The organism is Endobacterium panacihumi (assembly GCF_050847465.1).
Taxonomy (GTDB): domain Bacteria; phylum Pseudomonadota; class Alphaproteobacteria; order Rhizobiales; family Rhizobiaceae; genus Neorhizobium; species Neorhizobium panacihumi.
The window spans coordinates 150792-175379 of record NZ_JBOZRA010000007.1 but is presented as its reverse complement, the minus strand read 5'-3'; the positions used below and the strand labels follow the sequence as shown (position 1 = coordinate 175379).

General features: G+C 59.5%; 27 protein-coding genes and 1 pseudogene. 17 read left to right on the top strand and 11 right to left on the bottom strand.

Features of this window, described 5'->3' with window-relative positions; genetic code table 11:
- Positions 1 to 5 precede the first annotated feature (5 nt).
- Positions 6 to 407: a metalloregulator ArsR/SmtB family transcription factor gene (locus tag ACRQ1B_RS24330; protein ID WP_432296711.1), complete on the bottom strand. Its 402-nt coding sequence runs from the start codon at positions 405 to 407 to the stop codon at positions 6 to 8.
- Between the two features lie 130 nt (positions 408 to 537).
- On the opposite strand from ACRQ1B_RS24330, the gene ACRQ1B_RS24325 reads away from it, so the two are divergent.
- The 5 genes from ACRQ1B_RS24325 to ACRQ1B_RS24305 are packed head-to-tail and all read left to right on the top strand — an operon-like array spanning position 538 to position 5067.
- Positions 538 to 1401, top strand: coding sequence for an ABC transporter substrate-binding protein (locus ACRQ1B_RS24325; protein ID WP_432296802.1), 864 nt, complete (start codon positions 538 to 540; stop codon positions 1399 to 1401).
- Positions 1398 to 2531: an LLM class flavin-dependent oxidoreductase gene (locus ACRQ1B_RS24320; protein ID WP_432296710.1), complete on the top strand. Its 1134-nt coding sequence runs from the start codon at positions 1398 to 1400 to the stop codon at positions 2529 to 2531. The genes ACRQ1B_RS24325 and ACRQ1B_RS24320 overlap by 4 nt, the downstream gene beginning before the upstream one ends.
- Positions 2524 to 3363 (top strand): ABC transporter permease subunit, encoded by an 840-nt coding sequence (locus ACRQ1B_RS24315; protein ID WP_432296709.1) that lies wholly within the window; start codon positions 2524 to 2526, stop codon positions 3361 to 3363. Before ACRQ1B_RS24320 ends, ACRQ1B_RS24315 begins: the two co-directional genes overlap by 8 nt.
- A complete protein-coding gene (locus tag ACRQ1B_RS24310; RefSeq protein WP_432296708.1) occupies positions 3360 to 4064 on the top strand; it encodes an ABC transporter ATP-binding protein in 705 nt (234 codons plus the stop codon). The genes ACRQ1B_RS24315 and ACRQ1B_RS24310 overlap by 4 nt, the downstream gene beginning before the upstream one ends.
- Before the next feature lie 49 nt (positions 4065 to 4113).
- A complete protein-coding gene (locus ACRQ1B_RS24305) occupies positions 4114 to 5067 on the top strand; it encodes an aliphatic sulfonate ABC transporter substrate-binding protein (protein WP_432296707.1) in 954 nt (317 codons plus the stop codon).
- A gap of 633 nt (positions 5068 to 5700) precedes the next feature.
- On the opposite strand, the gene ACRQ1B_RS24300 is transcribed toward ACRQ1B_RS24305, so the two are convergent.
- On the bottom strand, positions 5701 to 6441 hold the full coding sequence (locus ACRQ1B_RS24300) for a UTRA domain-containing protein (RefSeq protein ID WP_432296706.1): 741 nt from the start codon (positions 6439 to 6441) through the stop codon (positions 5701 to 5703).
- A 75-nt stretch (positions 6442 to 6516) separates the two neighbouring features.
- Between ACRQ1B_RS24300 and ACRQ1B_RS24295 the strand changes: the two genes are divergently transcribed.
- The 6 genes and pseudogenes from ACRQ1B_RS24295 to ACRQ1B_RS24270 all read left to right on the top strand — a co-directional run.
- On the top strand, positions 6517 to 7566 hold the full coding sequence (locus ACRQ1B_RS24295; RefSeq protein ID WP_432296705.1) for an ABC transporter substrate-binding protein: 1050 nt from the start codon (positions 6517 to 6519) through the stop codon (positions 7564 to 7566).
- Positions 7567 to 7658: 92 nt separating this feature from the next.
- Positions 7659 to 8483, top strand: a complete 825-nt coding sequence (locus ACRQ1B_RS24290) for an alkaline phosphatase family protein (RefSeq protein ID WP_432296704.1) — start codon at positions 7659 to 7661, stop codon at positions 8481 to 8483.
- The gene (locus ACRQ1B_RS24285; RefSeq protein ID WP_432296703.1) at positions 8480 to 9307 is read left to right on the top strand and encodes an ABC transporter permease; all 828 of its coding nucleotides are present in this window, start codon (positions 8480 to 8482) and stop codon (positions 9305 to 9307) included. Before ACRQ1B_RS24290 ends, ACRQ1B_RS24285 begins: the two co-directional genes overlap by 4 nt.
- Complete coding sequence (locus ACRQ1B_RS24280) at positions 9304 to 10098, top strand: ABC transporter permease (protein ID WP_432296702.1); 795 nt, start codon at positions 9304 to 9306, stop codon at positions 10096 to 10098. Before ACRQ1B_RS24285 ends, ACRQ1B_RS24280 begins: the two co-directional genes overlap by 4 nt.
- Positions 10095 to 11099 (top strand): ABC transporter ATP-binding protein, encoded by a 1005-nt coding sequence (locus tag ACRQ1B_RS24275; protein WP_432296701.1) that lies wholly within the window; start codon positions 10095 to 10097, stop codon positions 11097 to 11099. The genes ACRQ1B_RS24280 and ACRQ1B_RS24275 overlap by 4 nt, the downstream gene beginning before the upstream one ends.
- Positions 11100 to 11261: 162 nt before the next feature.
- Positions 11262 to 11399, top strand: a pseudogene (locus tag ACRQ1B_RS24270) (IS5/IS1182 family transposase); the annotation flags it as partial.
- Between the two features lie 256 nt (positions 11400 to 11655).
- Here the strand turns inward: ACRQ1B_RS24270 and ACRQ1B_RS24265 are convergent.
- The 6 genes from ACRQ1B_RS24265 to ACRQ1B_RS24240 form a co-directional block, all read right to left on the bottom strand.
- Positions 11656 to 12345, bottom strand: coding sequence for an HAD-IIA family hydrolase (locus tag ACRQ1B_RS24265; RefSeq protein ID WP_432296700.1), 690 nt, complete (start codon positions 12343 to 12345; stop codon positions 11656 to 11658).
- 88 nt (positions 12346 to 12433) lie between these two features.
- A complete protein-coding gene (locus tag ACRQ1B_RS24260) occupies positions 12434 to 13270 on the bottom strand; it encodes a phosphodiesterase (protein WP_432296699.1) in 837 nt (278 codons plus the stop codon).
- A gap of 67 nt (positions 13271 to 13337) precedes the next feature.
- Positions 13338 to 14588 (bottom strand): ABC transporter substrate-binding protein, encoded by a 1251-nt coding sequence (locus ACRQ1B_RS24255; protein ID WP_432296698.1) that lies wholly within the window; start codon positions 14586 to 14588, stop codon positions 13338 to 13340.
- A gap of 40 nt (positions 14589 to 14628) precedes the next feature.
- The gene (locus tag ACRQ1B_RS24250) at positions 14629 to 15459 is read right to left on the bottom strand and encodes a carbohydrate ABC transporter permease (protein ID WP_432296697.1); all 831 of its coding nucleotides are present in this window, start codon (positions 15457 to 15459) and stop codon (positions 14629 to 14631) included.
- On the bottom strand, positions 15456 to 16337 hold the full coding sequence (locus ACRQ1B_RS24245; protein WP_432296696.1) for a carbohydrate ABC transporter permease: 882 nt from the start codon (positions 16335 to 16337) through the stop codon (positions 15456 to 15458). Before ACRQ1B_RS24245 ends, ACRQ1B_RS24250 begins: the two co-directional genes overlap by 4 nt.
- Positions 16334 to 17455 carry an ABC transporter ATP-binding protein gene (locus ACRQ1B_RS24240; protein ID WP_432296695.1) on the bottom strand — a complete coding sequence of 374 codons (1122 nt, stop codon included), beginning with the start codon at positions 17453 to 17455 and terminating at the stop codon, positions 16334 to 16336. The genes ACRQ1B_RS24245 and ACRQ1B_RS24240 overlap by 4 nt, the downstream gene beginning before the upstream one ends.
- A gap of 107 nt (positions 17456 to 17562) precedes the next feature.
- Between ACRQ1B_RS24240 and ACRQ1B_RS24235 the strand changes: the two genes are divergently transcribed.
- A complete protein-coding gene (locus ACRQ1B_RS24235) occupies positions 17563 to 18435 on the top strand; it encodes a LysR substrate-binding domain-containing protein (protein WP_432296694.1) in 873 nt (290 codons plus the stop codon).
- A 36-nt stretch (positions 18436 to 18471) separates the two neighbouring features.
- On the opposite strand, the gene ACRQ1B_RS24230 is transcribed toward ACRQ1B_RS24235, so the two are convergent.
- Positions 18472 to 18837, bottom strand: a complete 366-nt coding sequence (locus tag ACRQ1B_RS24230) for a winged helix-turn-helix transcriptional regulator (RefSeq protein WP_432296693.1) — start codon at positions 18835 to 18837, stop codon at positions 18472 to 18474.
- A gap of 299 nt (positions 18838 to 19136) precedes the next feature.
- On the opposite strand from ACRQ1B_RS24230, the gene ACRQ1B_RS24225 reads away from it, so the two are divergent.
- The 3 genes from ACRQ1B_RS24225 (at position 19137) to ACRQ1B_RS24215 (ending at position 21101) form a co-directional block, all read left to right on the top strand.
- A complete protein-coding gene (locus tag ACRQ1B_RS24225; protein WP_432296692.1) occupies positions 19137 to 19556 on the top strand; it encodes a GlcG/HbpS family heme-binding protein in 420 nt (139 codons plus the stop codon).
- 24 nt (positions 19557 to 19580) lie between these two features.
- The gene (locus ACRQ1B_RS24220) at positions 19581 to 20600 is read left to right on the top strand and encodes a zinc-binding alcohol dehydrogenase family protein (RefSeq protein ID WP_432296691.1); all 1020 of its coding nucleotides are present in this window, start codon (positions 19581 to 19583) and stop codon (positions 20598 to 20600) included.
- Positions 20601 to 20675: 75 nt separating this feature from the next.
- Positions 20676 to 21101 carry a putative quinol monooxygenase gene (locus tag ACRQ1B_RS24215; RefSeq protein ID WP_432296690.1) on the top strand — a complete coding sequence of 142 codons (426 nt, stop codon included), beginning with the start codon at positions 20676 to 20678 and terminating at the stop codon, positions 21099 to 21101.
- Between the two features lie 47 nt (positions 21102 to 21148).
- Here the strand turns inward: ACRQ1B_RS24215 and ACRQ1B_RS24210 are convergent, their stop codons facing one another.
- Positions 21149 to 22045: a LysR family transcriptional regulator ArgP gene (locus ACRQ1B_RS24210; protein WP_432296689.1), complete on the bottom strand. Its 897-nt coding sequence runs from the start codon at positions 22043 to 22045 to the stop codon at positions 21149 to 21151.
- Between the two features lie 96 nt (positions 22046 to 22141).
- Between ACRQ1B_RS24210 and ACRQ1B_RS24205 the strand changes: the two genes are divergently transcribed.
- Positions 22142 to 22750: a LysE/ArgO family amino acid transporter gene (locus ACRQ1B_RS24205; RefSeq protein WP_432296688.1), complete on the top strand. Its 609-nt coding sequence runs from the start codon at positions 22142 to 22144 to the stop codon at positions 22748 to 22750.
- Between the two features lie 13 nt (positions 22751 to 22763).
- On the opposite strand, the gene ACRQ1B_RS24200 is transcribed toward ACRQ1B_RS24205, so the two are convergent.
- Positions 22764 to 23321 carry a TetR/AcrR family transcriptional regulator gene (locus ACRQ1B_RS24200; RefSeq protein ID WP_432296687.1) on the bottom strand — a complete coding sequence of 186 codons (558 nt, stop codon included), beginning with the start codon at positions 23319 to 23321 and terminating at the stop codon, positions 22764 to 22766.
- A gap of 59 nt (positions 23322 to 23380) precedes the next feature.
- Between ACRQ1B_RS24200 and ACRQ1B_RS24195 the strand changes: the two genes are divergently transcribed.
- Positions 23381 to 24586, top strand: coding sequence for an MFS transporter (locus ACRQ1B_RS24195; RefSeq protein WP_432296686.1), 1206 nt, complete (start codon positions 23381 to 23383; stop codon positions 24584 to 24586).
- The last annotated feature ends 2 nt before the right edge of the window (positions 24587 to 24588 follow it).

The window sequence follows — 24588 nt, the reverse complement described above, 5'->3', positions numbered from 1 at the left end:
CTGGATCAGCCCATCTCGCCTGGCAGCGTTTCGTCGAACTGTGCGCCACGCCAGATGGCCGAAGCCTGCGGATTTGCAAACAGAAGACGCAAGTGGCCGATGATCTGGCCTGCGCGGGGATCGGTCAGCCGGTAGACGACCGCTTTGGCAACCCGTTCTCCGGTAATGATACCTGCCTCGCGCAACTCGCCGATCTGCTGCGACAGGGTCGGCTGGTGCACGTCGAGTATCGTTTCCAGTTCGCCCACCGTGCGTGCGCCTTCCATCAGCACGCACAGAATCGACAATCGAACCGGATTGGACATCGACTTCATGAAGTCGGACGCCTCGCCGATCGCCTGGCATTTTATCTTCGGCACATGCGGCTTGCGATCGCGTTCACCGCTGGCCTTCTCATCCATGCTCATGTCGTGTCCTCCGGCACTGGAATATTTTTCTTCCTTATGGCGCAAATTCAGCGTCGCATTTCTCGCTGAGCCTGCCACCTTCATTATATAAATTTATATAACAACATTCAATGAGGTGAACGTTTTGGTTTTGAGGATTGGCCACCACCCCAACAATCTGCACCTTCGCCTGGCATCTTTATGGCCCGGCGCCTTTTCATCGTTCAAGCCGGAATTCGTCAGCTATGTCGAGGGACGCGAGACGGCAAGACGTCTGCAGGACGGCGAGTTCGACATCGGCGGCACCGGCTCCACACCACCCATCCTGGCAGCAGCATCCGGCCTGTCGGTCGCCTATGCCGGCGCATCGGCCCCGCGCCCGACAAACGGTGCGATTTTCGTTTCAAAAACCTCGAGCATCGAAACCATCGCCGATCTGAAGGGCAAGCCGATCGCTCTGGTGGATGGCTCTTTCCTGACCTACTTCCTCGCCAAGCGCCTTGAGGAGGCGGGCCTCACGCTGACCGATGTCGAGCGCCGGGATATCGCCCCCGTGCCCTCCCGCGAAGCCTTGCAGAGCGGAACCGTTGCCGCCTGGATCGCCATGGCACCACATCTCGAACAGTCTCTCGTCAGCGGCGAGTTCCGTGTTCTGGCCCATTGCGGTGATCTCATTCCCAATCGTTCGACCTTCTGGACGATCAGGGATCGTGGCCTGTCGGCCGAGACGCTCGACGCCTTCGCCGGCGAGTTGCAACAGCTCGGCCGGCAGATCTCTGCGGACCCGGAAAAGGCCGCGGCATTGCTGTCTGCCAATGGCAACGAGGCAGAGCGCCGCGCCTGGACACGGATCGTCTCCGAGCGGAACTGGGACGTGATTGCCGCCGATGAGCGCCTGTTGCGCGAACAGCAGGCAGAAGCCGACACGCTGTTTGCCCATGGCGACCTCGCCGCAAAACTCACCATCGAGACCAAGACTGCCGACACGAACACCGGCAAGGAGATCCGACCATGAACGTCCTCTGGTACATGTGCGCTCCCGATGGTGCCTATCCGTGGAAGCCGGAAGGCTCGCGCACCATCGATTACGGTTATTACAAGCAGCTCGCCCAAGCCTATGACCATCTCGGTTATACCGGCGCGCTTTTCGCCACCGGCGCCCACGACGTCTGGCCGCTGGCCGGCGCGCTCCTGCCCTATACGGAACGGATGAAATTCCTCATCGCGTTTCATCCTGGCCTGATAGCCCCGACGCTGCTCGCCAAGATGGCGGCGACGTTTCAGGAATTTTCCAACGGCCGCCTGATGCTCAACGTCGTCTCCGGCGACGCAAAAATGCTCGGCGCCTATGGCATGATGCTGCCGCATGACGAACGCTACGTCATGGCCGATGAATACCTGACCATCTGGCACCGGCTGATGGCGGGCGAAAGCGTCACCCACAAGGGCAAATATTTCCAGACCGAAGGCGCAAAGCTGGCGCTGCCGGCCGGCACAGACATCCAGCCGCCGCCGCTGTGGTTCGGTGGTTCGTCCGACAGCGCCATCGAAGTGGCGGCCAAGCATGTCGAAACCTATCTCTCCTGGGGCGAATCGCCGGAGCAGATGGGCGAGAAGGTCAAGCAGGTAAAAGCCCGCGCGGCGGAACATGGCCGCGAACTGACCTATGGCATCCGCCTTTATGTCATCGTCCGCCAGACCGACGCCAAGGCCTGGGAAGCGGCAGCCGATCTCTACGACCAGATGGACGAGACGGCGATTGCCGGCAACAAGCGTTTCGTTTCCAACACGGATTCAATCGGCCAGCAGCGGATGAGCGCCATGCATGGCGGTATCAAGCCGACCAATCTTCGCGATCTGGAAATCGCCCCCAACCTGTGGGCCGGCATCGGCCTCGTGCGCCCCGGTCCCGGAACGGCCATCGTCGGCTCGCCCCACACCGTGATCCGCACGCTGGAGGCTTACCAGAAGGTCGGCGTCGATACGTTCATCCTCTCCGGCATGCCGCTTCTGGAGGAAGCCTATCGCTTTGGCGAACTGGTCCTGCCCAAACTGCCGGTCGAGCGACTGGTGCCGGAACGCAAGCAGTTCACCTGGTCGACGCTGTTCGATCGCGATCTGTCCGGGAAACCCGCCAATGGCTGATATCAGCACGGCCGGTCAGGCCGGCGCAACAGAACCGGCAACCGGCCCGGCACCGGGCCGACGCGGCACTTGCAAACTGGCCAATACCGCCATGCGGCTGGCCTCGCCGCTTGCCATCATCCTTGTCTGGCAGCTCGCCAGCATGACGGGCCTGCTGTCGCCGCGCATCCTTGCCGGACCAAGCGAAATCATCGCCACTGCTGGGCGCCTCGTCGCATCCGGTGAGCTGATCAACGGCCTGATCGTGTCCTTCCTGCGGGTGCTGGCCGGATTTTCCATCGCGCTCGTGCTCGGCATCCTTCTGGCCTTGGTCTCCGGCCTGTCGCGGATCGGCGAAACGATCATCGATCCGCCGATCCAGATGCTGAAGGCCATGCCGTTCCTCGGCCTCTTGCCGCTGTTCATCCTGTGGTTCGGCATCGGCGAAGCGCCAAAGATCGGGCTTGTCGCCTTCGGCGCCGTCTTTCCGATCTACCTCACCCTGCATGGCGGCATTCGCGGCATCGACAAGAAGCTGATCGAGGCGGGGCAGACGCTGGAGCTCGGCACATTCGGCATCATCCGCCATATCGTCATTCCCGGCGCGCTGCCCTCGCTTCTCGTCGGCGTGCGTTATGGCCTCAGCGTCGCGTGGCTGAGCCTCGTCGTCGGCGAACAGATCAACGCCTCCAGCGGCATCGGCTACATCATCACCTATGCCCGCGATTTTCTGCAGACCGATGTCATCGTCGTCTGCCTTCTCGTCTACGCCATCATGGGCCTGCTGACCGACGGTCTGGTGCGCATGATCGAAGCCTATGCGCTGCGCTGGCGCCCGGAGGTGATCGCATGAGCACGCTCGTCGATATCCGCAAACTGCACCGCACGTTCGGCGGCCCGGCCGTTCTCGATGGCATCGATCTGACCATGGAGCCCGGCGAATTCGTCGCCCTGCTCGGCCGTAGCGGCTCTGGAAAATCCACCCTGCTGCGTGTTCTGGCCGGTCTCGACACCGCACCGGCTCAGAAGCTCGCGCTTCCCGCCCGCCGCTCGGTGGTTTTTCAGGAGCCACGCCTCCTGCCCTGGAAAAGCGTGATCGAAAACGTCGCGCTCGGCGTGCGCCGCCCGGATGCGCGATCTTTGGCGACACAGGCGCTGGCCGATGTCGGCCTGTCGCACCGGGTCGATGCCTGGCCGCTGACGCTTTCGGGCGGCGAGGCGCAACGCTCGGCGCTCGCACGGGCTCTCGTGCGCGAGCCGGAACTGCTGCTTTTGGACGAGCCCTTTGCCGCGCTCGACGCCCTCACCCGGCTGCGCATGCATGATCTGGTGTTCGAACTCTGGCGCAAACATCACCCGGCCGTTCTGCTCGTCACCCACGACGTCTGGGAAGCGGTGGCGCTGGCCGACCGTATCCTGGTGCTCGACCAGGGCCGTTTCATCAAGGAAATCCGAGTCGATATCGATCACCCTCGCCGCCGCGACGATCCCCGAACCAGCCGTATAGAAGCCGAACTCCTGAAAGAACTCGGCGTCGAACCCCTTCATGCCTGAACACCCGCATGCCTGAACCCCACGCCAGAATGGCAGATTGGACACACCGATGATCACCAAGCGTACATTCCTTGCTGCCGCGGCCTTCGTCACCGCCGCCGCCACTTTCGCCCCTTCCGTTCAGGCTGCCGACGACGTCGTGCGGATCGGCTGGCTGCGCGGCCCCAATGATATCACCCTCGCCAAATCCCGCGGCACGCTGGAAAAGGCGCTGTCGGAAAAGGGCATCAAGGTTGAGTGGGCCGGCCCCTTCCCGGCCGCCGCCCCGGCCTTCGAGGCGCTCAATGCCGGCAGCATCGATATCACCGCCGGCAGTTCGACCTCTGCAATCGCGGCACTTTCCGCAAAAATCCCACTGGTCGTCTTCGCCTATCAGAAAATGGCGCCAGGCTCGGAGGGCATCGTCGTCAAGAAGGATTCCGGCATTGCCTCGATCAAGGATCTTGCAGGCAAGAAGGTCGCGGTCAATCGGGGTGGCACCGGCGAATATCTGCTGATGCAGGGCCTTGAAACCAACGGCGTTGATCCGAAAAGCGTCGAGCGTGTCTATCTCAGCCCAAGCGATAGCGGCCCAAGCTTCACCCAGGGCCATGTCGACGCCTGGGCGACGTGGGACCCATTCCTGACGATCGCGGAAAAGGCCTATGACGGCAAGGTCGTGGCCGATGGTGCCGCCATCAAGTCCGACAATGCCGTGGTTCTGGTCGCGAGCAGCGCCTTCGCCAAGGACAAGGCTGATCAGCTGCAGCTCGTTTTCGATGTCATCAAGTCTGAAAATGCCTGGGCCGTTGCCAACAAGGCGGAAGCCGGCGCCATCTGGGCCAAGGAGATGAACGTGCCAGCCGATCTCGGCCCGAAAATCGGCGAGAACAATGCCGTTCCGACCACCGGCGTTTCCGAAGCCAACGTGAAGCAGATCACCGCCGTTGCGGAATGGTATGCCAAGAGCGGCATCATTCCGGCCCTGCCGGATGTCGCTGCCGGTGTCGTATCATTAAAGTAGGCGGGCAGTCGGCGTGGCGCGCGTCCGGGCAAAAGAATGCTTTGGACGCCCGACCTGCTCACAAGCGGTTATTTAAGGTCTTCAGTGGAATCGAACAGTTAATTCGCAGTTTGAAGAGGCTAAAGCTATGAAGTAACTCGATGTAGAGTCGACTTTGCGTGCAACGAGTGACCAATAGCTGAACGTAAGCCGGACAGCGCTAAAGAGTGATGAGGGACATCGTGGGAATGCCTGCCAAGGCCTGCGCGTCGAATATCATCGTCGCAGTGGATTTCTGTTGGCTGTGAGATTGGCGACGGTGAAACGCGCAAAACTCAGCCACCGCTATGGGCGAACTCACCTCTCTACACGCTGGCATCTTGAACTCGGCATCCCAGCCGACCAGACCTGACAGGTCTGCAATCAGAACGAAGGGCTGTTGCGCTACAAGATGGACAACCACGCCCTCGCACTGGCGGCGATCGATCGCTATAATGCTTAAACCGCCGCCCGGCCGGGCAGACGTCAGTGACATCCACGATACCGCCACCAGTCTGCTCGCAACGGCCTCTCCATTCAGGCTATCGGTTTGCGCGTCTTCCCAACGCGTATGGAGCCCAATCAATCAAACGAATTCTTACGGGCGAACTTCGGCTATGAGAGATGGTCCCTTGTATCTATCCGAACAGATACAGCGTCGTGTCGCCAGTATTCGAAATCGCAATCCAGAATACGACCTGTCTGGTCACGGTTGACGCGCACGATCTGCAAACCGAACGTGCCATCGGAACAGTGCAACTCAGCCGCCGGCATGCCGGTCAGCGCAATCGGGTTGATCTCAAAGGAGACGTCACCGTATTCAAGCGCATATTTTTCGCGGTAGAGATTGGTCAGCGAACCGGTCAGGTCCTGCTCCAAGATATCGGAAAAAACCACCTTGCTGAGGTGGTGCTCCACGAAGACGACAAGGCGATCGTCGACTCGGCGGCGGCGGCGGATGCGCCAGAACTCCGTTCCAAGAGGCTGCTCCAGCAATGCGCAGATACCATCCGGGGCAACCACGCTGACGGCTTCGATCAGTTCAGTGCTTGCCTGCCGGTTCTGTTCCCGCGTCATGCGCTGAAAGTCGGTTCGCCACAGCGGATTGTAGACGAGGCGACGGCCTGAAACGAACCAACCCCTGCGATTTTCGCGATAGATCAGACCATCCATCTCCAGATGGGAGAGCGCCTCGCGCAGAGTAATGCGCGTCGTGCGGTAACGCTCGGCAAGTTCCCGCTCAGGCGGCAACCTCCGATCCACCACAAGGCGACCATCGGCAAGATCATTCCTGATTGCCTGCTCCAGCGTAAGCGAAGGCCGCTTGATGATCTCGTTCGCGCTTTTAGCAGTCATTCCATCCCCGTCACGCGGCTGTCATCACAGTTTGCCATAGAACATCTCATCTGGTCTATACCAATGAGGCAAAACATGTTCCGTCGCACTTTCCTGGCCCTGCCCGCTCTTGGCATTATGGCCTACTCCGGCATTGCTGCCGCCAATGACATTTCCGCCCTCGAAGAGGCTGCCCGCAAGGAAGGCGCTGTCTACAGTGTCGGCATGCCTGATAACTGGGCCAACTGGAAAGACACCTGGCAGCAACTGACCGAGAAATATGGCCTGAAACATTCGGACACCGACATGAGCAGCGGCGAAGAGATCGCCAAGTTCGCCAATGAAGGCGTCAACGCCACCGCCGATATCGGCGATGTCGGCCTGGAATTCGGCCCCATCGCGCTCACCCGCGGCGTTACCATGCCTTTCAAGACTACCACCTGGGATCAAATCCCCGACTGGGCAAAGGACGCCGACGGCAACTGGGTGATCGGCTATACGGGCACGATCGCTTTCCTCGTCTCCGCCGATGTCGCCAATCCACCGACTTCGTGGGCAGATCTCCTGAAGGGCGACTACAAGGTCACCATGGGCAAGGTCGGTTCGGGCGCGCAGGATAATGCGTCGATCCTCGCTGCTGCCGTTTCGCAGGGTGGCAACGAGAAGAACCTGCGCCCCGGTGTCGAACTGTTCCAGAAGCTGGCCGAACAGGGCCGCGTCGTCGGCAGCGGCGTCACCCCGGCGCTGATGGAGCGCGGCGAAATCCAGGTCGCACCGCTTTGGGACTTCAATGCGCTGAACTACCGCGACGTCGTCGGCAAGGACAAGTTCAAGGTCATCATCCCGTCTGACGGTTCGGTCACCAGCGGTTATGCGACAATCATCAACAAGCATTCGAAAAACCCGAATGCCGCCAAGCTGACCCGCGAATACATCCTCAGCGACGCCGGCCAGATCAACCTTGCCCGCGGCTACGCTCGTCCGATCCGCTTCGACCATATCGAACTGCCGGCCGACGCCAAGGAAAAGCTACTGCCGTCCGACCAGTACAAGGCCGCTCGCCCGATCGACCCGACACTATGGACCTCGGACGCCGCCAAGGAAATCTCCCAGCTGTGGCGCGATCTCGTCGCTCCGAAAATGTAATTTCGGCGACATAATCTTCCCTCAAACATCCCGTCTCGCGGATCGATCCGCGGGACGTTCCTGCATTGAAATCAGCGAAAAGGACCGGCTTCATGACGAAGCGCACGATCTTCATCATTCTCGATGGCCTCCGGTATTCGACCGCACGCGAATGCCTCGGTTACATGGAGGCGCTGGTCGCCGGAGCTGAAGCGCAGGTCTATCGTGTCGATAGCGAACTGCCATCGATTTCCCGCCCGCTCTACGAAACGCTGATGACCGGCCTGCCGCCCGTCATCCACGGTGTGACCAGCAATGGCGTGGTGCGGCGCTCGAAGTTCGACAACGTCTTTTCACTGGCCCGCGAGGCAGGTCTGGTGACGGCTGCCGCCGCCTATCACTGGTATTTCGAACTCTACAATCAGGCGCCTTTCAGCCCGGAATTCCGTCACATCAGCAATTCCGACGGCGGCATCCAGCATGGCGTCTTTTACTGGCAGGACCATTACCCGGACGATCACCTGTTTGCCGATGCCGATGATCTTATACGCCGACACAATCCGGATTTCCTCCTGCTGCATCCGATGAACATCGACGATATCGGCCACAAGCATGGCGGCGCTTCCCGCCAGTATCGCGATACCACTCGTAATGCAGCCGATCTTCTCGCCCGTTATGTGCCGCAATGGCGTGCGGCGGGTTATACCGTCATCGTCACCAGCGATCATGGCATGAGCGACGACGGCAATCACGGCGGTCCGCATGAAGACGAAGCGACCGTTCCGCTCTATACGGTCGGTGCCGACATCTTTACGCTCGATGCCGCGGTCCAGCCGAAACAGACCGAACTTGCCGGCCTGATCTGCGAATTGCTCGGCATCGAAAATCACGGCCTATCCGTCCCCGCCCTGCTGAAGCCGGATATGGCTCGCCCATGAGCCACCACGCCTCTCCGGCCATGAAACTTCTGGCTGCCCCCTTCCTCGTCATGCTGGGCGGACTGGTCGTCTGGCCGCTGGCAACCGTCCTGATCGACAGTTTCAGCAAGGCCGGTGCCTGGTCGCTCGGCAACTATGTCGAAATCCTCACGAGCGCCTATTACGCCCAGAGTTTTGTCAATTCACTGCTGATCTCTGTCGTGACGACGGCGATCGGGATGGTCTTCGGTTTTCTGATCGCCGTCAGCCTTCGTTATAGGAAGGGCGGCACGCGCCGCATCGCCATGGCGCTCGCCAATATCGGAGCCAATTTCGCCGGCGTGCCACTGGCCATGGCGCTGGTTTTCCTCCTCGGCCTGAACGGCACGCTGACGCTGCTCCTGAAGGCATCCGGCCTGATCGGTTCGTTCAACGTCTATTCGCTGACGGGCCTGATCATCGCCTATTGCTATTTTCAGATTGCCCTGGCCGTGCTGCTGATCATCCCCGTTCTCGACGCCATCGAGGCGGAGCTCGAGGAAGCCGCCAGCCTGATCGGTGTCGGCACCACGCGGTTCTGGCTACGTGTCGGCCTGCCAGTGGTCGCCCGCCAGATGATCGCCATCACCACACTCCTGTTCGCCAATGCCATGGGCACATATGCAACGACGCTTGCCCTCACCGGCACCAGCGTCAACGTCGTCACCATCCGTATCAGCGAACTCGTTTCGGGTGACGTGTTTTCCGATCCCAACCTCGCCAATGCGATCGCAATGGCGTTGTTACTGGTTCTGCTCGTGCCGATTGTCGTCAGCCAGTTGCTCCTGAAAGGCGACAAGCGATGACGACGACCCGCCATCCTGCCCTGACCGCAACCCTCTGGCTTGCAGCGATCCTGATGCTGCTGCCGGTCCTTGCCACTTTCCTCAATTCGATCGCCACAGGCTGGACCGGCGGCATCCTGCCAAGCGGGCTGTCGCTGGACGCCTATCAGACCATCCTTTCGGACGATCGGTTTCAATCATCCTTGCTGCGCTCTATCGCGGTTGCCGGACTGGCGCTACTTCTTGCCAGCCTGTTGATAGTGCCGGCCGTCATTGCCGCTCATCTCTATTGGCCGTCACTCGACACCTGGATGGCGCGGCTGGTGATCCTGCCCTACGCGGTCCCCACCATCATCCTTATGGTCGGTTACCTCCGTGTGTTTTCCGCACCACCTCTGCAGTTCAGCGGCCAGCCGATTGTCCTCGTGTTAACTTACGTGCCGCTCTGCTTTCCGATGTTCTACATCAACGTCAAGAACAGCCTTCGGGCGATTGATACAACGGAACTTCTTGAAGCCGGACGGCTGCTGGGTATCAGCGACGCGAGACTTTTGCGTCGGGTCATCCTGCCCTCGATCTTTCCAGGTGTCGCGCTCGCCGTCGTCTTGAACTTCGCAGGCCTGATGAGCGAATTCGTCTATGCCCGCATGCTGGTCGGCGGCCAGTTCGAAACGCTGCAGATGTACATGTTCGCGCAGCGGGACCTCAGCGGCCGCCTGTCGAGCGTCATCGTCATCGTCTATTTCCTCATCACGCTTCTCATCACCTTCGCCGCCTTCCGGCTCGTCTGGCGAACGGAGACAAAATCATGACCTATCTCGACCTCTCCGCCATCGGCATGCGCTACGGCGACAATGTCATTATCGACGACATCGATCTTTCCGTGGCGCAGGGTGAAATGCATGTCCTTCTCGGCCCTTCCGGCTGCGGCAAGACCACGCTGCTGCGCTCCATCGCCGGGCTGGTGCAACCGGACAAGGGCTCGATCCATCTGGCCGGCCGCTCCATCGAAAAGCTGCATCCGAAAGATCGCGGCATCGGCATGGTATTCCAGCATTATGCGCTGTTCCCTAACATGACCGTTCGCCAGAACCTTGCCTTCGGGCTTGAGCAGCGCCGCCTTGCCCGCAAGGAGATCAACGACAAGATCGATGCCGTTCTGGAGATCGTCTCGCTGCAGGACAAGGCGGATGCCCGTCCACGCCAGCTTTCCGGTGGACAAAAACAGCGCGTGGCGCTCGCTCGCGCGCTCGTGCTCGAACCCTCGCTGCTTCTTCTGGACGAGCCCTTGTCGGCACTCGACGCCCAGATCCGCAAACGCCTGCGCGACGAGTTGAAGCGCATCCAGCGCCGCACCGGACTCACCAGCATCCTGGTCACGCACGATCAGGACGAGGCGCTGTCGCTCGGCGACCGTATTTCGGTAATGAACAAGGGACGCATTGCACAGACAGCATCAGGGCCGGAGATCTTCTACCGGCCCGCGGATATCTTCGTCGCAAAATTCATCGGCAATGCCAACATCCTGACCCCCGCGGAATTTGGTCGCCTGATCGGCAGGGATTTCGACCAGACGGCGGTTATCCATCCGCATGTGTTGAAGTTCGGCAAGGCTTCCGAAAATTCAAACCTCTTCGAGGTTGCAGCGACCGTTGTCGAAACGGTGGCTGCCGGACATGTCGTACGATACGTGATGCAGGCAAATGGCATCCTTTTCAACGCGGAAGCGCAGAGCGCCATGAACGAAGGGCATCTTGCTGCAGGCGCGGAAACAATTGTGACGATCGATCCGTCGAACGTTCACTTCCTCTGAGAACGTAGAGGCGCCCCAAGATAAAGGCGGACGCCGGTTTCTGTCTATTCTCGCTCTTGAACGGATACGAACCCACGACCTGCCCATTAGACCGCAGAAAGACCTGAAACGTCATTTATTCATCGACGACCTGCATCAGGCCCTTCCCTGGAGGAACAATGGGTCTCAGGTCACTTTGCCTGGATCAGCCGAAATCGGCGACAGTGGAAAGACCCGGAGGCGACGATAAAGTCGGTTGAGGCTTTTATCTACGTCGCATCCATCATGACGCTGACCAAGCGGATCGCACGGTCATCATGAATTCTCGGAGGGACTCTAAGAGATTGCGCCGTGCTGACGGTCGCCAGCAGCCTGGCTACCAAACGTGTTCGTTGGTCCAGGCCACATGGATTTTTCCTTTGGAGTCCGGGGGGCGCTGCGAGGGCAAGGTCCGCTGCAATTGGATAGCTTAGATAGAAATTCGGCCTCGTGGCAAAATTCAACGTGCTTGAAAGAGGCCTATTTCGTTTGCCGACAATGTGAAAGAGTATATCACTCAAACTGATGTATCTCGGGGTTATACACCAACTTGAAAAAAGTGCATTCCGACCCGGGCGGCGCCCATTCCGTCCGTATTTGGATTGTCGCCGACCATAAGCGTGCGTGAGGGATCGGATCCAAGAAGACGCATGCCGGCGAGAAAAATGCCGGGTTCGGGCTTGCCGACTATGCGATAGGCAACGGGTCCCGTACATGCCAGGATGGAGGCAGCGAGCGCCCCGGTCTCCGGCACGATGGTCCCTCGGCTGCCCGGATGGGTCAGGTCGGGATTGCAGACGACCAGCTGTGCACCGGCCAGCACCGCGTTTGACGCCATTCTTATCGTATCATAGGAGAAATTGCGGTCACGGCCGATCAGAACGACATCGGGATCGCTGTCACTGAGATGCAAACCCAGGCTCTGGGCGTAGGTTTGAAGCGAGCTGCTGGCCGCCAAAGCCACCTTGGCGCCAGGCATTTCTTCCGCAACAAGGCGGATCGCCTCCATCCCGGCCATGACGATTCTATCCGCATCAACCGCCAGACCGACCTGCTGCATCATCCGTGAAATTTCATGGTTCGTATGCTCGGCATCATTGGTGACGATGACGAAATTTCCTTTGCTCGCATCCACGAGCTCGCGCGCCCATGGAAGTGCTTTGCCGTCGCTGACGAGTGTTCCGTCCAGATCGAAGAGAACGCCGTCCATATCGTTGAATTGATGCATGCTGGGTAGAAACCGGGATAAGGCAAAGCTGTCCGCAGGGAGATCCTCCCTGCGGAATGCCATTGAAGATTAAGGATGACTTTCAGATTCAGGCGGCTGGAAAGCCGAGCGCGTATTCCCGCCCCTTGACCTCGTAACCATCGAGCGGAAAACGCCTCGACTGGTCGAGGAAGTAGTTCAGATGGATCACGAGACCTTCGGAGCCGACGGAGACCACGGCATAGGCCGGCGGTTCGTGGCTGCCGGGGATGTCGTCGCCATGCGGAGCGAGTGCCAGAGGCACCTGATGATTGAGACCCGGGATCAGCGAAAAGGAAATGCCGTGCCAGTTACCGAAGATCGGCCGATGCACGTGGCCGAGGAAAATATGGCGGATCCGGTCCGAATGAGGCTCGAGCACCTGCCAGAGCGCATCTGCATCCTGCTGCGTGACCATATCCATCGATGAGATACCGGTCAGGAATGGCGGGTGATGCATGAACAGCAGGACGGGTTCTGTGCCCTTGGAGAGCTCGCTCGCAAGCCATGTCCGCCGTGCCTCGCAATAGGCGCCGGCATGGGTTCCCTGCTGCTTGGTGTCGAGAAAGATCAGACGGTGACCATCGACAACGCGGCTGCCCTGAACGAAGCCGCTGCCGTCGTCCATCGCTTCCGGGAAAACGGTGCGAAGCGCTGTGCGATCGTCATGATTGCCGATCATCATCACTACCGGCGACTTGAAGCCAGAGACGCGCTTGCGCAACTCCTCATACGCGGCCACCTCGCCCCAATGCGCCAGATCGCCAGTGATGACGACCAGATCGGCATCGGAATGATCCGCGTTGATGCTTTCAAGCGCCGCATCGAAGCGATCTCGCGGGCTCAGGCCAAAAAGTGTTGCGGGCTGCGGCACGAAATGCGTGTCGGTGAGGTGAATGAGCTTCATTGCGGATATTCCTTGTTCTTCTGTTTGCCGCGCGGCCGGGAGCGGCCGCGCGGCGGGACGAAACCGATCAGCGACGCGGCAGAAGAGCCTGGGTGTCGGCGGCCATATCGACCAGAACGGCGTCGGGCTCCTTGGCGCGGCTGCCATCCATGATCGACTGGATGTGATCCTTGATGACGTCGGTGATCTTCAGGCCGTTATCGCCCGGGAATGCGTACCAGCCGGTCAGGTAGGGAAGCTCGGAAAGGGCGACGGCCTGGTTCGGGTTCTGGGTGTAGAAATCCTTGAGCAGATCAGCTGCCTTGGTGTTCGGCGCCATGTAGCCGGTGGTGCGGACCATGATCGCGCCGCCTTCCGGGCCTGTCGCGAATTTCAGGAATTCCCAGGCAGCCTTCTGTTTTGCCTCATCCTTTGCCGTGATGATGGCAACATTGCCGCCGGCTGGCAGACGCGTGACGCCCTGCTTGATATCCGGATATTCGCCCGTCTTCAGCTCGAACTTATCGCCGACCTGTCTGGTGACGGCGTTGACGCGCGAGGTTGTGGTGACCATGACGCCGATCTTGCCGGCTGAAAATGCGGCGAGCATGTCGTTAGCTGTCATATTCGGCGATTCCGCTTCGGTTGCAAGGCGCGCGAGCGTTCCGATCGCCTGCTTGCCGGCTTCACCGTCAAAGGCAACCTTGGTCTCGTCTTCGGTCAGCATGGTGCCGCCATTGGCGAAGACCATGGCCTGCCACAGCCAGTTGCCGGTGATCGCCCATTCGGCCATGACGCCGCCGGCCTCGCCCTGAGCGTTGATCTTTTTGGCGACGTCGATGATCTCGTCCCAGGTTTTCGGCAGGCTGTTTTCGTCGAGGCCGGCCTTCTTCAGCAGGTCCATGTTGTAATAGACGATCGGCAGCGAGATCGCGAAGGGAAAGCCGTAGACCTTGCCGTTGACGGCGCCAGCCTGACGCATGCCTTCGTGATAACCGGCTGCATCGAAATCCTTTTCGTTGGCGATGAAGTCGTCGAGCGGGATCGCGATGTTCTTGTCGGCCAGCACGCGGACGCGGTTCAGGCCCTGGAAGGTCACGTCCGGCACATTGCCGGTGATGCCTTCGCGCAGGACGCGCTGTGCGGCATCCTCATATTCCTTGTAGGGCGAACGGAATTCGACCTTGATGTCGGGATGCTTCTTGGTGAAGGCTTCGGCCAGCTGCTTCTGGGTTTCATCGAACAGTTCCGGATAGGGATACTGCACGGTGATGGTGGTGTCGGCCATAGCGAAGGATGCCGACAGCGACAGCGCTGCAGCGGTGAGGATCATTCTCATGGATGGATCTCCATTTGGGTTGGTAGAGCGGGAGGTTGAACTATTTGATACCGGTGAAGGCGATGCCTTCGATAAAGCGGCGCTGAGCGAGAAGGAACAGGGCGAGAAGCGGCGCGACAATGATGGTGGCCGCGGCCATGAGCGGACCGAAATCGTTGCCGGCTTCGGCATTTCGGAAGGCCATGACACCAAGCGGTGGTGTGAAGTAGCGATCGCTCGAAACGGCGACCAGCGGCCAGAAATAGTCGTTCCAGTGTGCCACGACCGAGAAGACGCCGAAAGCGGTGAGTGCCGGGATGGCGGCCGGCAGCATGACGCGCCAGACAACCGACAACTCCGACATTCCGTCCATGCGGGCGGCGTCGACCAGATCGTCCGGTACGCCCATAAAAAACTGGCGCATCAGAAATATGCCGAAGACCGATATGGTGAAGGGCAGGACGAGCGCGCTGTAGCTATCCAGCAGGCCAACGTAATAGAGCAGGATGAACAGCGGCACCGCGATCGCATGGTATGGGATCAGAAGGCAGAAGAGCACGAAACCGAAAGCGACGCGGCGACCGACGAAGCGCAGTTTCGCCAGGGCATAAGCGGCCGGGAGCGAAACAAGCACCTGCAGGAAAAAGATCGCCGCCGTGACGATGACGCCATTGGCGAGGTAGAGCATCAGCGGCGCGGATGACAATGCATCGGAATAGTTCTCGACCAGCGCCAGCTTTTCCGGCCACCAGCGGACCGTATCGGAAAAGATCTCGTTCGCAGGCTTGATCGAAGTCGAGATCATGACCGCGAAAGGCAGGAGCGCGAAGACCGCGATCAGAAGCAAGAATACGTGGCGAAGCGCCGAGGTGATGAAAGAGCCCATCGTCATGCGCCTGCTCCGTTTTTCTTGAGGGACACGAACCGAAGCAGGCTGACACCGACAACCAGCATGATGAAAACGACGGTGATTGCCGCCGCATGGCCGCTGCGGAAAAATTCGAAGCCTTCCGCGTAGATTGTGTAGAGCAGCACTTCGGTTGCCTTGTTGGGGCCGCCTTGCGTCAGTGCATGAACCGTGTCGAACACCTGGAACGAGCGGATGACGGAGGTAATGGCGACGAAGACGGTGACCGGCGCCAGCAGCGGCCAGGTGATCAGCCGGAACCGGGCCCAGGCATGCGGCGTGCCGTCCATCTCAGCTGCGTCATAGAGATCGCGCGGGATTGCCGACAGCCCGGCCATGAACAGCACCATGTTGAAGCCGAAACTCTGCCAGATGCCGATGACCGCAAGCACATAAAGCGCGATGTCACCGTCTCTCAGCCAGTTGTGGGGCGGCAGTCCGATCGCCTTCATCGCCGCGTTGACGATGCCGAAGCTCGGATGCAGCATGAACTCCCAGACCACCGCCATGGCCAGCAGGCTTGCCATGACCGGCAGGAAGAAGGCCGTTCGGTAGAATGATCGAAGCGACGTTCCCGCATCGACCAGGAGCGCTGCCACCAGACCCAGCGCGACCGAGCCGGGAACGACGACTGCGGAATAAAGCAGCGTGTTGCTGAGCGAGCGCCAGAAGACCGGATCGCCCGCGAGGGAATGGAAATTCTCAAGTCCAACGAAGCGCAACGCCCTGTCGCCAAGCTGATAGTCCGTGAACGCCAGCACGAAGATCGACAGGAGCGGTGCAAGCAGGAAGATGACTGCAAGGGCGGCCGCAGGTGCGATCAGAGCGAGGCCGGCCCTGTTCTGGCTGGCGGAAAGGCTCATCGTGCCGTCTCCAGCCGGAAAGCGCCATCGATGCGGCGATTATCGGCGCCAAAAACGTGGAGACGCGATTGATCGATGGCGATGCCTGCCCTGTCGCCGACTGCCGGGCGCAGGCCTGCAGGGTCGCTTCGAACGATCGCCAAGTCATCGCCGCCATCCAGCCTCACCTGTACGAACAGGTCGGCACCGAGATTTTCGACGTGATGTACGGTACCGGAGAGAACAGCTTCCGTTTCGCCGACCAACCGGGCCGCTTCCGGCCGGAATGCAGCGCTTACGGCCTGCCCGGTGCTTTCCTCCGAGACAAGCGAGAGGCGTCCGTCTTCGGACGACACGGCCTTGACGACATTGATCTTCGGGCTGCCGATGAATTCGGCGACGCGCAGGTCCTGCGGCATCTGATAGACCTGATCCGGCGTGTCAAGTTGAAGGATCTCTCCGCCCATCATCACGGCGATGCGATCCGACATCGTCATCGCCTCGGCCTGATCGTGGGTAACGTAGATGAAGGTCGAACCCAGCTGACGGTGAAGTGCGGCGATCTCTCCCCGCGCTTGCACGCGCATCTTGGCATCCAGGTTGGACAGCGGCTCGTCCATCAGGAAGGCGCTCGGCTTGCGGACCATTGCCCGGGCAAGCGCGACGCGCTGGCGCTGGCCGCCGGACAGCGCGGCCGGTTTGCGATCCTTGAGCATGGAGATCGACAGGGCGTCGCAGACCTTGTCGACCTCGACCGCGATATCCCGGCGTTTCGTACGGGCCGATGGCAGCACGTTACCGAGAAGCGACCGCTCCAGCGTCGACAGGCGACGCATGGTAAGCGGCACGGCAATGTTTTCTGCAACGGTCAGATGCGGATAGAGCGCGTAGGACTGGAAAACCATCGCGAGGTCGCGGTCACGCGGGCGCATGCGATCGACGGCCTTGCCGTCAAGAAGAATGTTGCCCTCCGTCTGCTCCTCGAGACCGGCAACGATGCGCAGTAAAGTCGACTTGCCGCATCCTGACGGACCGACCAGGGAGATGAATTCGCCGTCGCGTATATCGAGGTCAACCCGCTTGAGGACGCGGGTCTCCCCGAATGTCTTCGCTACAGATCTGATATTCACGCCGGCCATAGTTCAAGTCCTGAAAGTTCATTGGATGACGGGCCTGATATTTCATAAATTTTACATCGGGATGACATATTATAAATTCAATTTATACCCTGCATCAGGTAGCCTCCATGCGATCCAAGATCAGCTACGCCCAGTTGCGTGCCTTCAATGCTGTTGCAAAGGAGGGTAGTTTTTCAGCCGCTGCCCGGCGTCTGGGCCTCAGCCAGCCGGCTGTGACGGCCCAGATCAAGGCGATCGAGCAAAGTCACGGCGTTCTTCTTTTCGAGCGCACGGGTGACGGCGCCAGGATGACGCCCCTCGCCAAAACATTGTTTCAGGAAACGATGGAATTGAGTGTGATCGAGGAGATCGCCACCGATATCCTGAGTGCGTCAAGCGCCCTCAAGACCGGAGAGCTCAACGTGATGTGCGGCGCGCCTAATCCGGCAATGGCGCTGATCTCGGAGTTCCGGCGGCGTTATCCCGGCGTTCGCATCAATGCCAGCTTCGGCAACTGGCATCAGGTGACGACGGCGCTACACGAACAGCGCTGTGACGCTATCATCCTGACGGGCGTACCCGACGATGATGCGTTTACCCGTATTGCCTATATGGAGCAGCGCGCCATCGCGCTCGTCCCCAGCAAGCACCCGCTTGCGAAGCGCGGCAAACCGGTTTCCCTATCTGAACTGGCCGACCAGCCGCTGATTTTCCGCACGGAACATTCCCTGACGCAGACTGCCGTCGAGAAAGCCCTGAAAGCGGCGGCGATCACGATCGAGCCCGCCTTGCGGCTGGGCGAGCGGGAAGCCGTTTACGAGGCCGTTCTGCAGGGTGTCGGCATAGGTTTCATGTTCGAACTCGCCGTCACGCGTGACGATCCTGCCGTGACGCGACTGCCGATCATCGAGCTGGAGCACCGCTATGTAGAACATGTTGCATGTCTGTCGCGAAACCTTCGGCGCAGGGAAGTCAAAGCTTTGATGGCTCTGGTGGAATGACATTCTCCGCGGCCACGGCTGCAGGCGAGTGAAACTTTATGCGGCGTCCGCCACGGTTGGCTTGCCGAACCGTCCGATATTGCCATCCCCCCAGACCTTCAACGCCGCCAGGATAGGCTCCAGACTGCGCCCGAGGGGCGAAATGGTGTACTCGACTTTCGGCGGCACCTGCGCGTAGACCTTGCGCTCGATCAGCCCGTCTTCTTCCAGCTCCCGCAGCTGATTGGTCAACGTGCGCTGTGTCACGCCGCCAACCTGACGGCGGATTTCATTGAAGCGCATCGTTCCGCCTAGCAGGTGAAAGAGAATGACGCATTTCCATTTACCGTCGATCAGGCTGATAGCCGCCTCGACCGAGCAGCCCGGGTGACAATCGAAGCGTGAATGGCGAACCTTGGCCAAGGCAGTATCCTTTCGATACCTATATTCATTTGCGGGTGTACAATCTCACCTGAAGGTATCCAGCTTTGCCCGCGGTGGCAATGTTCTTGCGTGGCAAGGGTACTGGCTAAGGCCTTCTGGGATATAGGTCCAAGCCATTGTATTTTATGTAAATTATAAACCTTTGGACTGCCGGTCGGTATCCTCTTGGATACTATGAGCAAACGTTGTGCGTATCCTCAGATGGCGCCCGTACCGCTAGATGAAGCACGAAGGCTGCTCGTCACGCCGCCAGCATAGAGAAAAAACGGAACCGTCCCATGCCGGAAAACAGCTTCATCTCCCGTTCGATCACCCGCGAGGCGGCAGCACGCCTGATCGCCGTGGCGACCGCGGCCTGCGAACGCATTGGTTTCGAGCCGGTCGTCGCTATTGTCGACGCCGCGGGCAATCTGAAAACATTCGAGCGGAGCGACAGAAGTTCGTATCTCGCCGTCAACATTGCCATCGACAAAGCCTACACCGCAGCGTCCTTCGGCCTTTCGACCGCTCAGTGGGTCGATCTTCTCGACGACCGTGGCGCGTCCAATCTGAGGCATGTTCCCGGTGTCATGGCGGCTGCGGGTGGTTTCCCGATCATGGAGGACGGCGTGATCATCGGCGGCCTTGGCATTTCCGGCGGAAGCTGGGCGCAGGATCAGGAAGCAGGCGAAGAAGCCCTTCGCAATTTTTCCAAGTAACTCAAAACACCAAAGGAGTTTTCGATGAAGGCTGTCGGATACAAAACCCCATCGCCCATTTCCGCCCCAGATGCGTTTATCGACATTGATCTGCCGAAGCCGGTTCCAGAGGGCCGCGACATCCTCGTTGAGGTGAAGGCAATTTCTGTCAATCCGGTCGATTACAAGATCCGCCGCAGCACACCGCCGGCAGCGGGTTCCGACTGGAAAGTTGTCGGCTGGGACGCCGCCGGTGTCGTCGCCGCGGTCGGATCCGATGTCACAACCTTCAAGCCGGGCGATGAAGTCTGGTATGCCGGCTCCATTATCCGCCCGGGGGCAAATGCCGAATTCCATCTTGTTGACGAACGCATTGTCGGGACGAAACCCTCCACGATCGGTTGGGCGGATGCTGCGGCGCTGCCGCTGACATCACTCACCGCATGGGAAGCGATCTTCGACCGTCTGGACGTGAAGAAGCCTGTGCCCGGCGCCGCGGCGGCAATCCTCATTATTGGCGGCGCGGGCGGCGTCGGATCGATCGCCATTCAGATTGCTCGCCAGTTTACTAACCTCACCGTCATCGCGACCGCGTCGCGTCCTGAAACGCAGGAATTCGTTCGTTCACTCGGTGCGCATCACGTGATTGACCATTCGAAGCCGCTCGCCGCCGAAATCGCTGCGCTCGGCATCGGCGCTCCCGCCTTCGTGTTCTCCACGACCCAGACCGAAAAGCACGTCGATGACATCGTGGAACTGATCGCGCCGCAGGGGCGATTCTGCCTGATCGACGATCCGGCCGGTTTCGACATCATGAAATTCAAGCGCAAGGCGGTCTCCATCCATCACGAGTTGATGTTCACCCGGGCGATCTTCGAAACCGAAGACATGGCGGAACAGGGGCACATCCTCGATAGAGTTTCCGACGCGGTGGATGCTGGCACGATCCGCTCGACTGTCAGGCAGCATCTCGGCACGATCAATGCCGACAATCTGAAGAAAGCGCATGCTCAACTGGAGAGCGGCTCGACCATCGGTAAGGTCGTCCTCGAAGGTTTCGCCTGATCGACTGAACGAGGGCGGCCATGGAAGCCGCCCTCGCCTCCTGCCTCTTCCCTAACCGTCGCGACCGCGCATTGATTGGCGGCACTCGCCTTGGAAATATTCATGATCAAAATCTCAAAACTCTCGCTGGCTCTCGCCGTTTTCGCAACAACCTGCACAGCCACGATGGCACGGGCACAGACGCCGGCGGGCGCTTTCGCGCAGCTGGATGCCGCGAAACATGGACTCTTGGTAAAACTCCCCATTCGTCCCGATCAGCGCGATGCTTTCCTGGAAATCATGAAGGCGCGCATCGTGGCCAGCCGGCAGCGGCCGGAGGTAATCGATTTCCGCGTGGCGGCCACCGCGGATGAAAATGTCTTTCTTGCCATCGAATGGTTCAAGGACAGGGCCGCATTCGCAACGTTCGAGGCGCTTCCGGAGTCCAAGACGTTCCTCGAAAACGTGAAGCCAATGCTTGGAGGAAGCGTCGAAGCGACGGTTCTGGCACCTCTCCCCTGAAAAGCGGAGAATATCGTCAACCGGAACCGTTTTCCGCAACCGCCCGCTTATAGGAGCGATCGTCGCGCAATCTCCAGAATTTTTCGGGTAAGCGCAGCTAATGGATCGGCCGCGATACGATTGATCTGCCACACCAGATTTACGTCGTGCAACTTGCCGGGCAGCAATTCCATCAGCCGCCCGGCTTTCAAATGCTGTTCAACGAGGTGTGTCGGGTTCATTCCCCATCCCATGCCCAAAAGGCTCGCTTCGACAAAACTCTGCGTCGAGGGCAGCCAGTGCGTCGGCACATTCACCTCCTCGCCGAAGACACTGCGCATCCACTCGGATTGCAGCCGATCCTTTTGATTGTAGGTCAGTGACGGAGCATGGGCGAGCGTCTGCGGTGTTACCCCGTTCGCGAAGTGATTGGCGATAAAATCCGGGCTTGCGGTCGCATGATAGCGAAGAGCACCCAGCTCAAAGCTGCGACAGCCCGGAATCGGCTTCGTGACGCTCGTCACTGCCGCAACCACCCTTCCCTTTTGCAGCCATTCTGCGGTGTGATCCTGGTCGTCAACGACAATGTTCAGCAAGTAGCCTGACGATCGTGCGAAGTCGGCAGCCGCCTCCAGAAACCACGTGCCCAGACTGTCAGCGTTGGTCGCGATCTGAAGAGTGACTTTTTGAGGAGCGGAAGCGTTATCCGCAAGCGACGGCAAGCTTTCGAACAATTCGGTCTCGAGAACGCCGACGTTTTCCATATGCCTGCAGAGCCATTCTCCTTGCTCTGTCGCAGTACACGGGTTTCCCCGCACCACCAGCGCGGCCCCTACTCTTTCTTCAAGCTGTTTGATCCGCTGAGAAACCGCCGACGGCGTCACGTTCAAAACGGCGGACGCCTTTTCGAAACTCCCAGTCAGGACGACTGCGTGAAGTACGCGAAGGGCCGAATAGTCGATCATGTTAGCCTACCTTAATTGCCGTAAGGATATTTAATTTGGCTAATTCGAACAAGGCCCGTAGTGAACCAGCTCAAGACCTCGTTGGAACTCCCTCAAATGAACGCATCCACCTATTTTACGGGCCTGACCGTGGGCCTGAGCCTGATCGTGGCGATCGGCGCGCAAAACGCGTTTGTTTTGCGTCAAGGCTTACGGAACGAATACGTCTTCGCCGTATGCCTCGCCTGTGGTGCCTCGGACGCAATTCTCATCATCGTTGGCGTCACAAGCTTTCGTCATGTGATGGAAATCATGCCCTGGCTTGATCCAGTAATGCGCTATGGCGGAGCTGCTTTTCTCATCTGGTACGGGATAAAAAGTCTCGTGTCGGCGTTAAGGTCCAATGCAGCCTTGGAACTGGTGAATGGCACGGCCGCTAGCTTCATCAAGACCATGACAATGTGTCTGGCGCTGACATGGCTCAATCCTCATGTCTATCTGGACACCGTCGTGCTTCTCGGCAGCATCTCCACACGATTTCCCGATCAACGGCTCGAGTTTGCCGCAGGCGCCGTGACAGGCTCGTTCTTTTTCTTCTTCTTGCTGGGATATGGCGCGAGATGGCTGCGCCCGGTTTTTGCCCGCCCCACTGCATGGCGCGTGTTGGAGGGCGTGATTGCTTGCGTCATGTGGGCAATAGCCTTCAAGCTGCTCACCGGGTCGTGAGTCAGATAGCAAATCACTGGGACAGTTTTTCGATCAAATCCTCAACTTCTTCTCGTCCTATAAGACTAGGGCTGGTGGCATTGTGAATCGTGACACCCTCGATCATCGCGTCAAGCACCCGCGCTTGCGCCGGTGTAAAATGCGCCTCGAGCGCCGTTCGACTTGCAGCCATCCAGCTTAGCATGATGGGTTTCAGCGCCGGGCGGCGGGACGCATAGGCATAGAGCTCGTAGCTCAGCACCATCTCATTGTGCTTTCGCTCGGACACTTCCGAGAGAAAGCTGACAATGGCAGATTTTGCCTCCTGCTTGTTTCGCGCCCCTCTCAACACTGCAGTGAAACGCCCAGACACTTGCTCCGCAAGGCGTTCGAAAGCCGCACCAATGATGTCATCCAGCCCTTTGAAATAGTAGGTCAGCGATCCCAACGGCACGCCGGCCACCTCGGCGATGCGACGATGGCTGGTATCAGCAACGCCCAGTTTCGCGATGGTTACAAGGGCCGCCTCGATTATCCGATCCCGGCGTTCCGGATCGTTCGGCGACCGCCCGCTAGGCTTGTTTGCTTCCACGTCCCGCCCCATCGCCCTATCATTGACTTTGTGTACACTCGTACATATATCGCCGCAAAATGCCAGATCAAAGGTTCGCGATGCCCTCAATTTCCCAACGGCGTTTCACTCTGTTCGTGCTTTTCTTCATACCGGGCGTCGCGATGGCATCCTGGGTGACGCGCACGCCCGCAATCAGAGATCGCATCGGGGCTTCAATAGCAGAAATGGGCTTCGTTCTTCTCGGGCTGTCGATCGGCTCGATGGCCGGGATCCTGCTGTCGGGCTTGCTCGTGAGCCAGATGGGGACGAAAGCCGTTGCCAATATCGGCACGTGGCTGGTGGCCGCGGGCATCGCTACGATCGCCGCCGGCACCTGGGGCGGTGTAGCCATCATCGTTGCCCTCGGCCTTGGCCTGTTCGGGCTCGGCATGGGCCTAGCGGAGATCGCAATCAACATCGATGGGGCGCTGGTCGAGAAGCAATCCGGCAGGCCGCTCATGCATGCCCTCCACGGATGTTTCAGTCTCGGCACGGTCTGCGGCGCGGTCGTTGGGCTGATAGCGAATGCAGTCGCGCTGCCCGTGGAATGGCACCTTGCTATCGTCGCAGTCCTTATCACACCGGCGATCCTCCATTTTATCCGCCACATCCCTGCGGGAGAGGCAAGGGCGCCCCGCGAAACGGTTGATCTTCAATCAACGGATGACAATGCATTCTGGCGCGATCCCCGACTGCTCGCGATTGCCGTCATCGGTCTTGCCATGGCGCTTGCGGAAGGAGCCGCAAATGATTGGCTGCCGATCCTGATGGTTGATGAACACGGTTTCTCTCCGACAACAGGATCGCTTGTGTTTCTGTTTTTCGCGTCGGCCATGACTGTGGGCCGTTTCACCGGCGGCTTTTTCCTCGAACGCTTTGGAAGGGTCGCTGTCATCCGGGCAAGCGCTTTTCTCGGAGCAATCGGTCTCGGTCTCGTAATCTTCTCCCATCATCCTGTGCTTGCCGGATTGTCGGTTTTCCTTTGGGGCATTGGCGCCTCCCTTGGTTTCCCGGTCGCAATCTCAGCGGCAGGTGACTCCGGTGCAAATTCGACAGGAAGGGTGAAGGTCGTGACCATTGGGGGTTACATCGCTTTCCTCGTCGGGCCGCCGCTGCTCGGGTTGATCGGAGAGAGCTACGGCCTTCGTAATGCTATGCTGGTCGTGCTTGGGCTGGTCATCGCCGCCACCGTCGTTGCTCCGGCGGCGAAATCGCGCACGCACGCCATCAGTCAGGCCGGATAAGG

Excerpts from the sequence above, each read along its gene's own strand:
- ACRQ1B_RS24320 (WP_432296710.1), top strand. The coding sequence starts at position 1,398 with ATGAACGTCCTCTGGTACATGTGCGCTCCCGATGGTGCCTATCCGTGG.
- ACRQ1B_RS24195 (WP_432296686.1), top strand. The coding sequence starts at position 23,381 with ATGCCAGATCAAAGGTTCGCGATGCCCTCAATTTCCCAACGGCGTTTC.
- ACRQ1B_RS24295 (WP_432296705.1), top strand. The coding sequence starts at position 6,517 with ATGTTCCGTCGCACTTTCCTGGCCCTGCCCGCTCTTGGCATTATGGCC.
- ACRQ1B_RS24300 (WP_432296706.1), bottom strand. The coding sequence starts at position 6,441 with ATGACTGCTAAAAGCGCGAACGAGATCATCAAGCGGCCTTCGCTTACG.
- ACRQ1B_RS24210 (WP_432296689.1), bottom strand. The coding sequence starts at position 22,045 with ATGATCGACTATTCGGCCCTTCGCGTACTTCACGCAGTCGTCCTGACT.
- ACRQ1B_RS24305 (WP_432296707.1), top strand. The coding sequence starts at position 4,114 with ATGATCACCAAGCGTACATTCCTTGCTGCCGCGGCCTTCGTCACCGCC.
- ACRQ1B_RS24260 (WP_432296699.1), bottom strand. The coding sequence starts at position 13,270 with ATGAAGCTCATTCACCTCACCGACACGCATTTCGTGCCGCAGCCCGCA.
- ACRQ1B_RS24245 (WP_432296696.1), bottom strand. The coding sequence starts at position 16,337 with ATGAGCCTTTCCGCCAGCCAGAACAGGGCCGGCCTCGCTCTGATCGCA.
- ACRQ1B_RS24205 (WP_432296688.1), top strand. The coding sequence starts at position 22,142 with ATGAACGCATCCACCTATTTTACGGGCCTGACCGTGGGCCTGAGCCTG.
- ACRQ1B_RS24220 (WP_432296691.1), top strand. The coding sequence starts at position 19,581 with ATGAAGGCTGTCGGATACAAAACCCCATCGCCCATTTCCGCCCCAGAT.
- ACRQ1B_RS24330 (WP_432296711.1), bottom strand. The coding sequence starts at position 407 with ATGAGCATGGATGAGAAGGCCAGCGGTGAACGCGATCGCAAGCCGCAT.
- ACRQ1B_RS24285 (WP_432296703.1), top strand. The coding sequence starts at position 8,480 with ATGAGCCACCACGCCTCTCCGGCCATGAAACTTCTGGCTGCCCCCTTC.
- ACRQ1B_RS24255 (WP_432296698.1), bottom strand. The coding sequence starts at position 14,588 with ATGAGAATGATCCTCACCGCTGCAGCGCTGTCGCTGTCGGCATCCTTC.
- ACRQ1B_RS24265 (WP_432296700.1), bottom strand. The coding sequence starts at position 12,345 with ATGCATCAATTCAACGATATGGACGGCGTTCTCTTCGATCTGGACGGA.
- ACRQ1B_RS24275 (WP_432296701.1), top strand. The coding sequence starts at position 10,095 with ATGACCTATCTCGACCTCTCCGCCATCGGCATGCGCTACGGCGACAAT.
- ACRQ1B_RS24290 (WP_432296704.1), top strand. The coding sequence starts at position 7,659 with ATGACGAAGCGCACGATCTTCATCATTCTCGATGGCCTCCGGTATTCG.
- ACRQ1B_RS24310 (WP_432296708.1), top strand. The coding sequence starts at position 3,360 with ATGAGCACGCTCGTCGATATCCGCAAACTGCACCGCACGTTCGGCGGC.
- ACRQ1B_RS24315 (WP_432296709.1), top strand. The coding sequence starts at position 2,524 with ATGGCTGATATCAGCACGGCCGGTCAGGCCGGCGCAACAGAACCGGCA.
- ACRQ1B_RS24280 (WP_432296702.1), top strand. The coding sequence starts at position 9,304 with ATGACGACGACCCGCCATCCTGCCCTGACCGCAACCCTCTGGCTTGCA.
- ACRQ1B_RS24240 (WP_432296695.1), bottom strand. The coding sequence starts at position 17,455 with ATGGCCGGCGTGAATATCAGATCTGTAGCGAAGACATTCGGGGAGACC.
- ACRQ1B_RS24250 (WP_432296697.1), bottom strand. The coding sequence starts at position 15,459 with ATGACGATGGGCTCTTTCATCACCTCGGCGCTTCGCCACGTATTCTTG.
- ACRQ1B_RS24225 (WP_432296692.1), top strand. The coding sequence starts at position 19,137 with ATGCCGGAAAACAGCTTCATCTCCCGTTCGATCACCCGCGAGGCGGCA.
- ACRQ1B_RS24235 (WP_432296694.1), top strand. The coding sequence starts at position 17,563 with ATGCGATCCAAGATCAGCTACGCCCAGTTGCGTGCCTTCAATGCTGTT.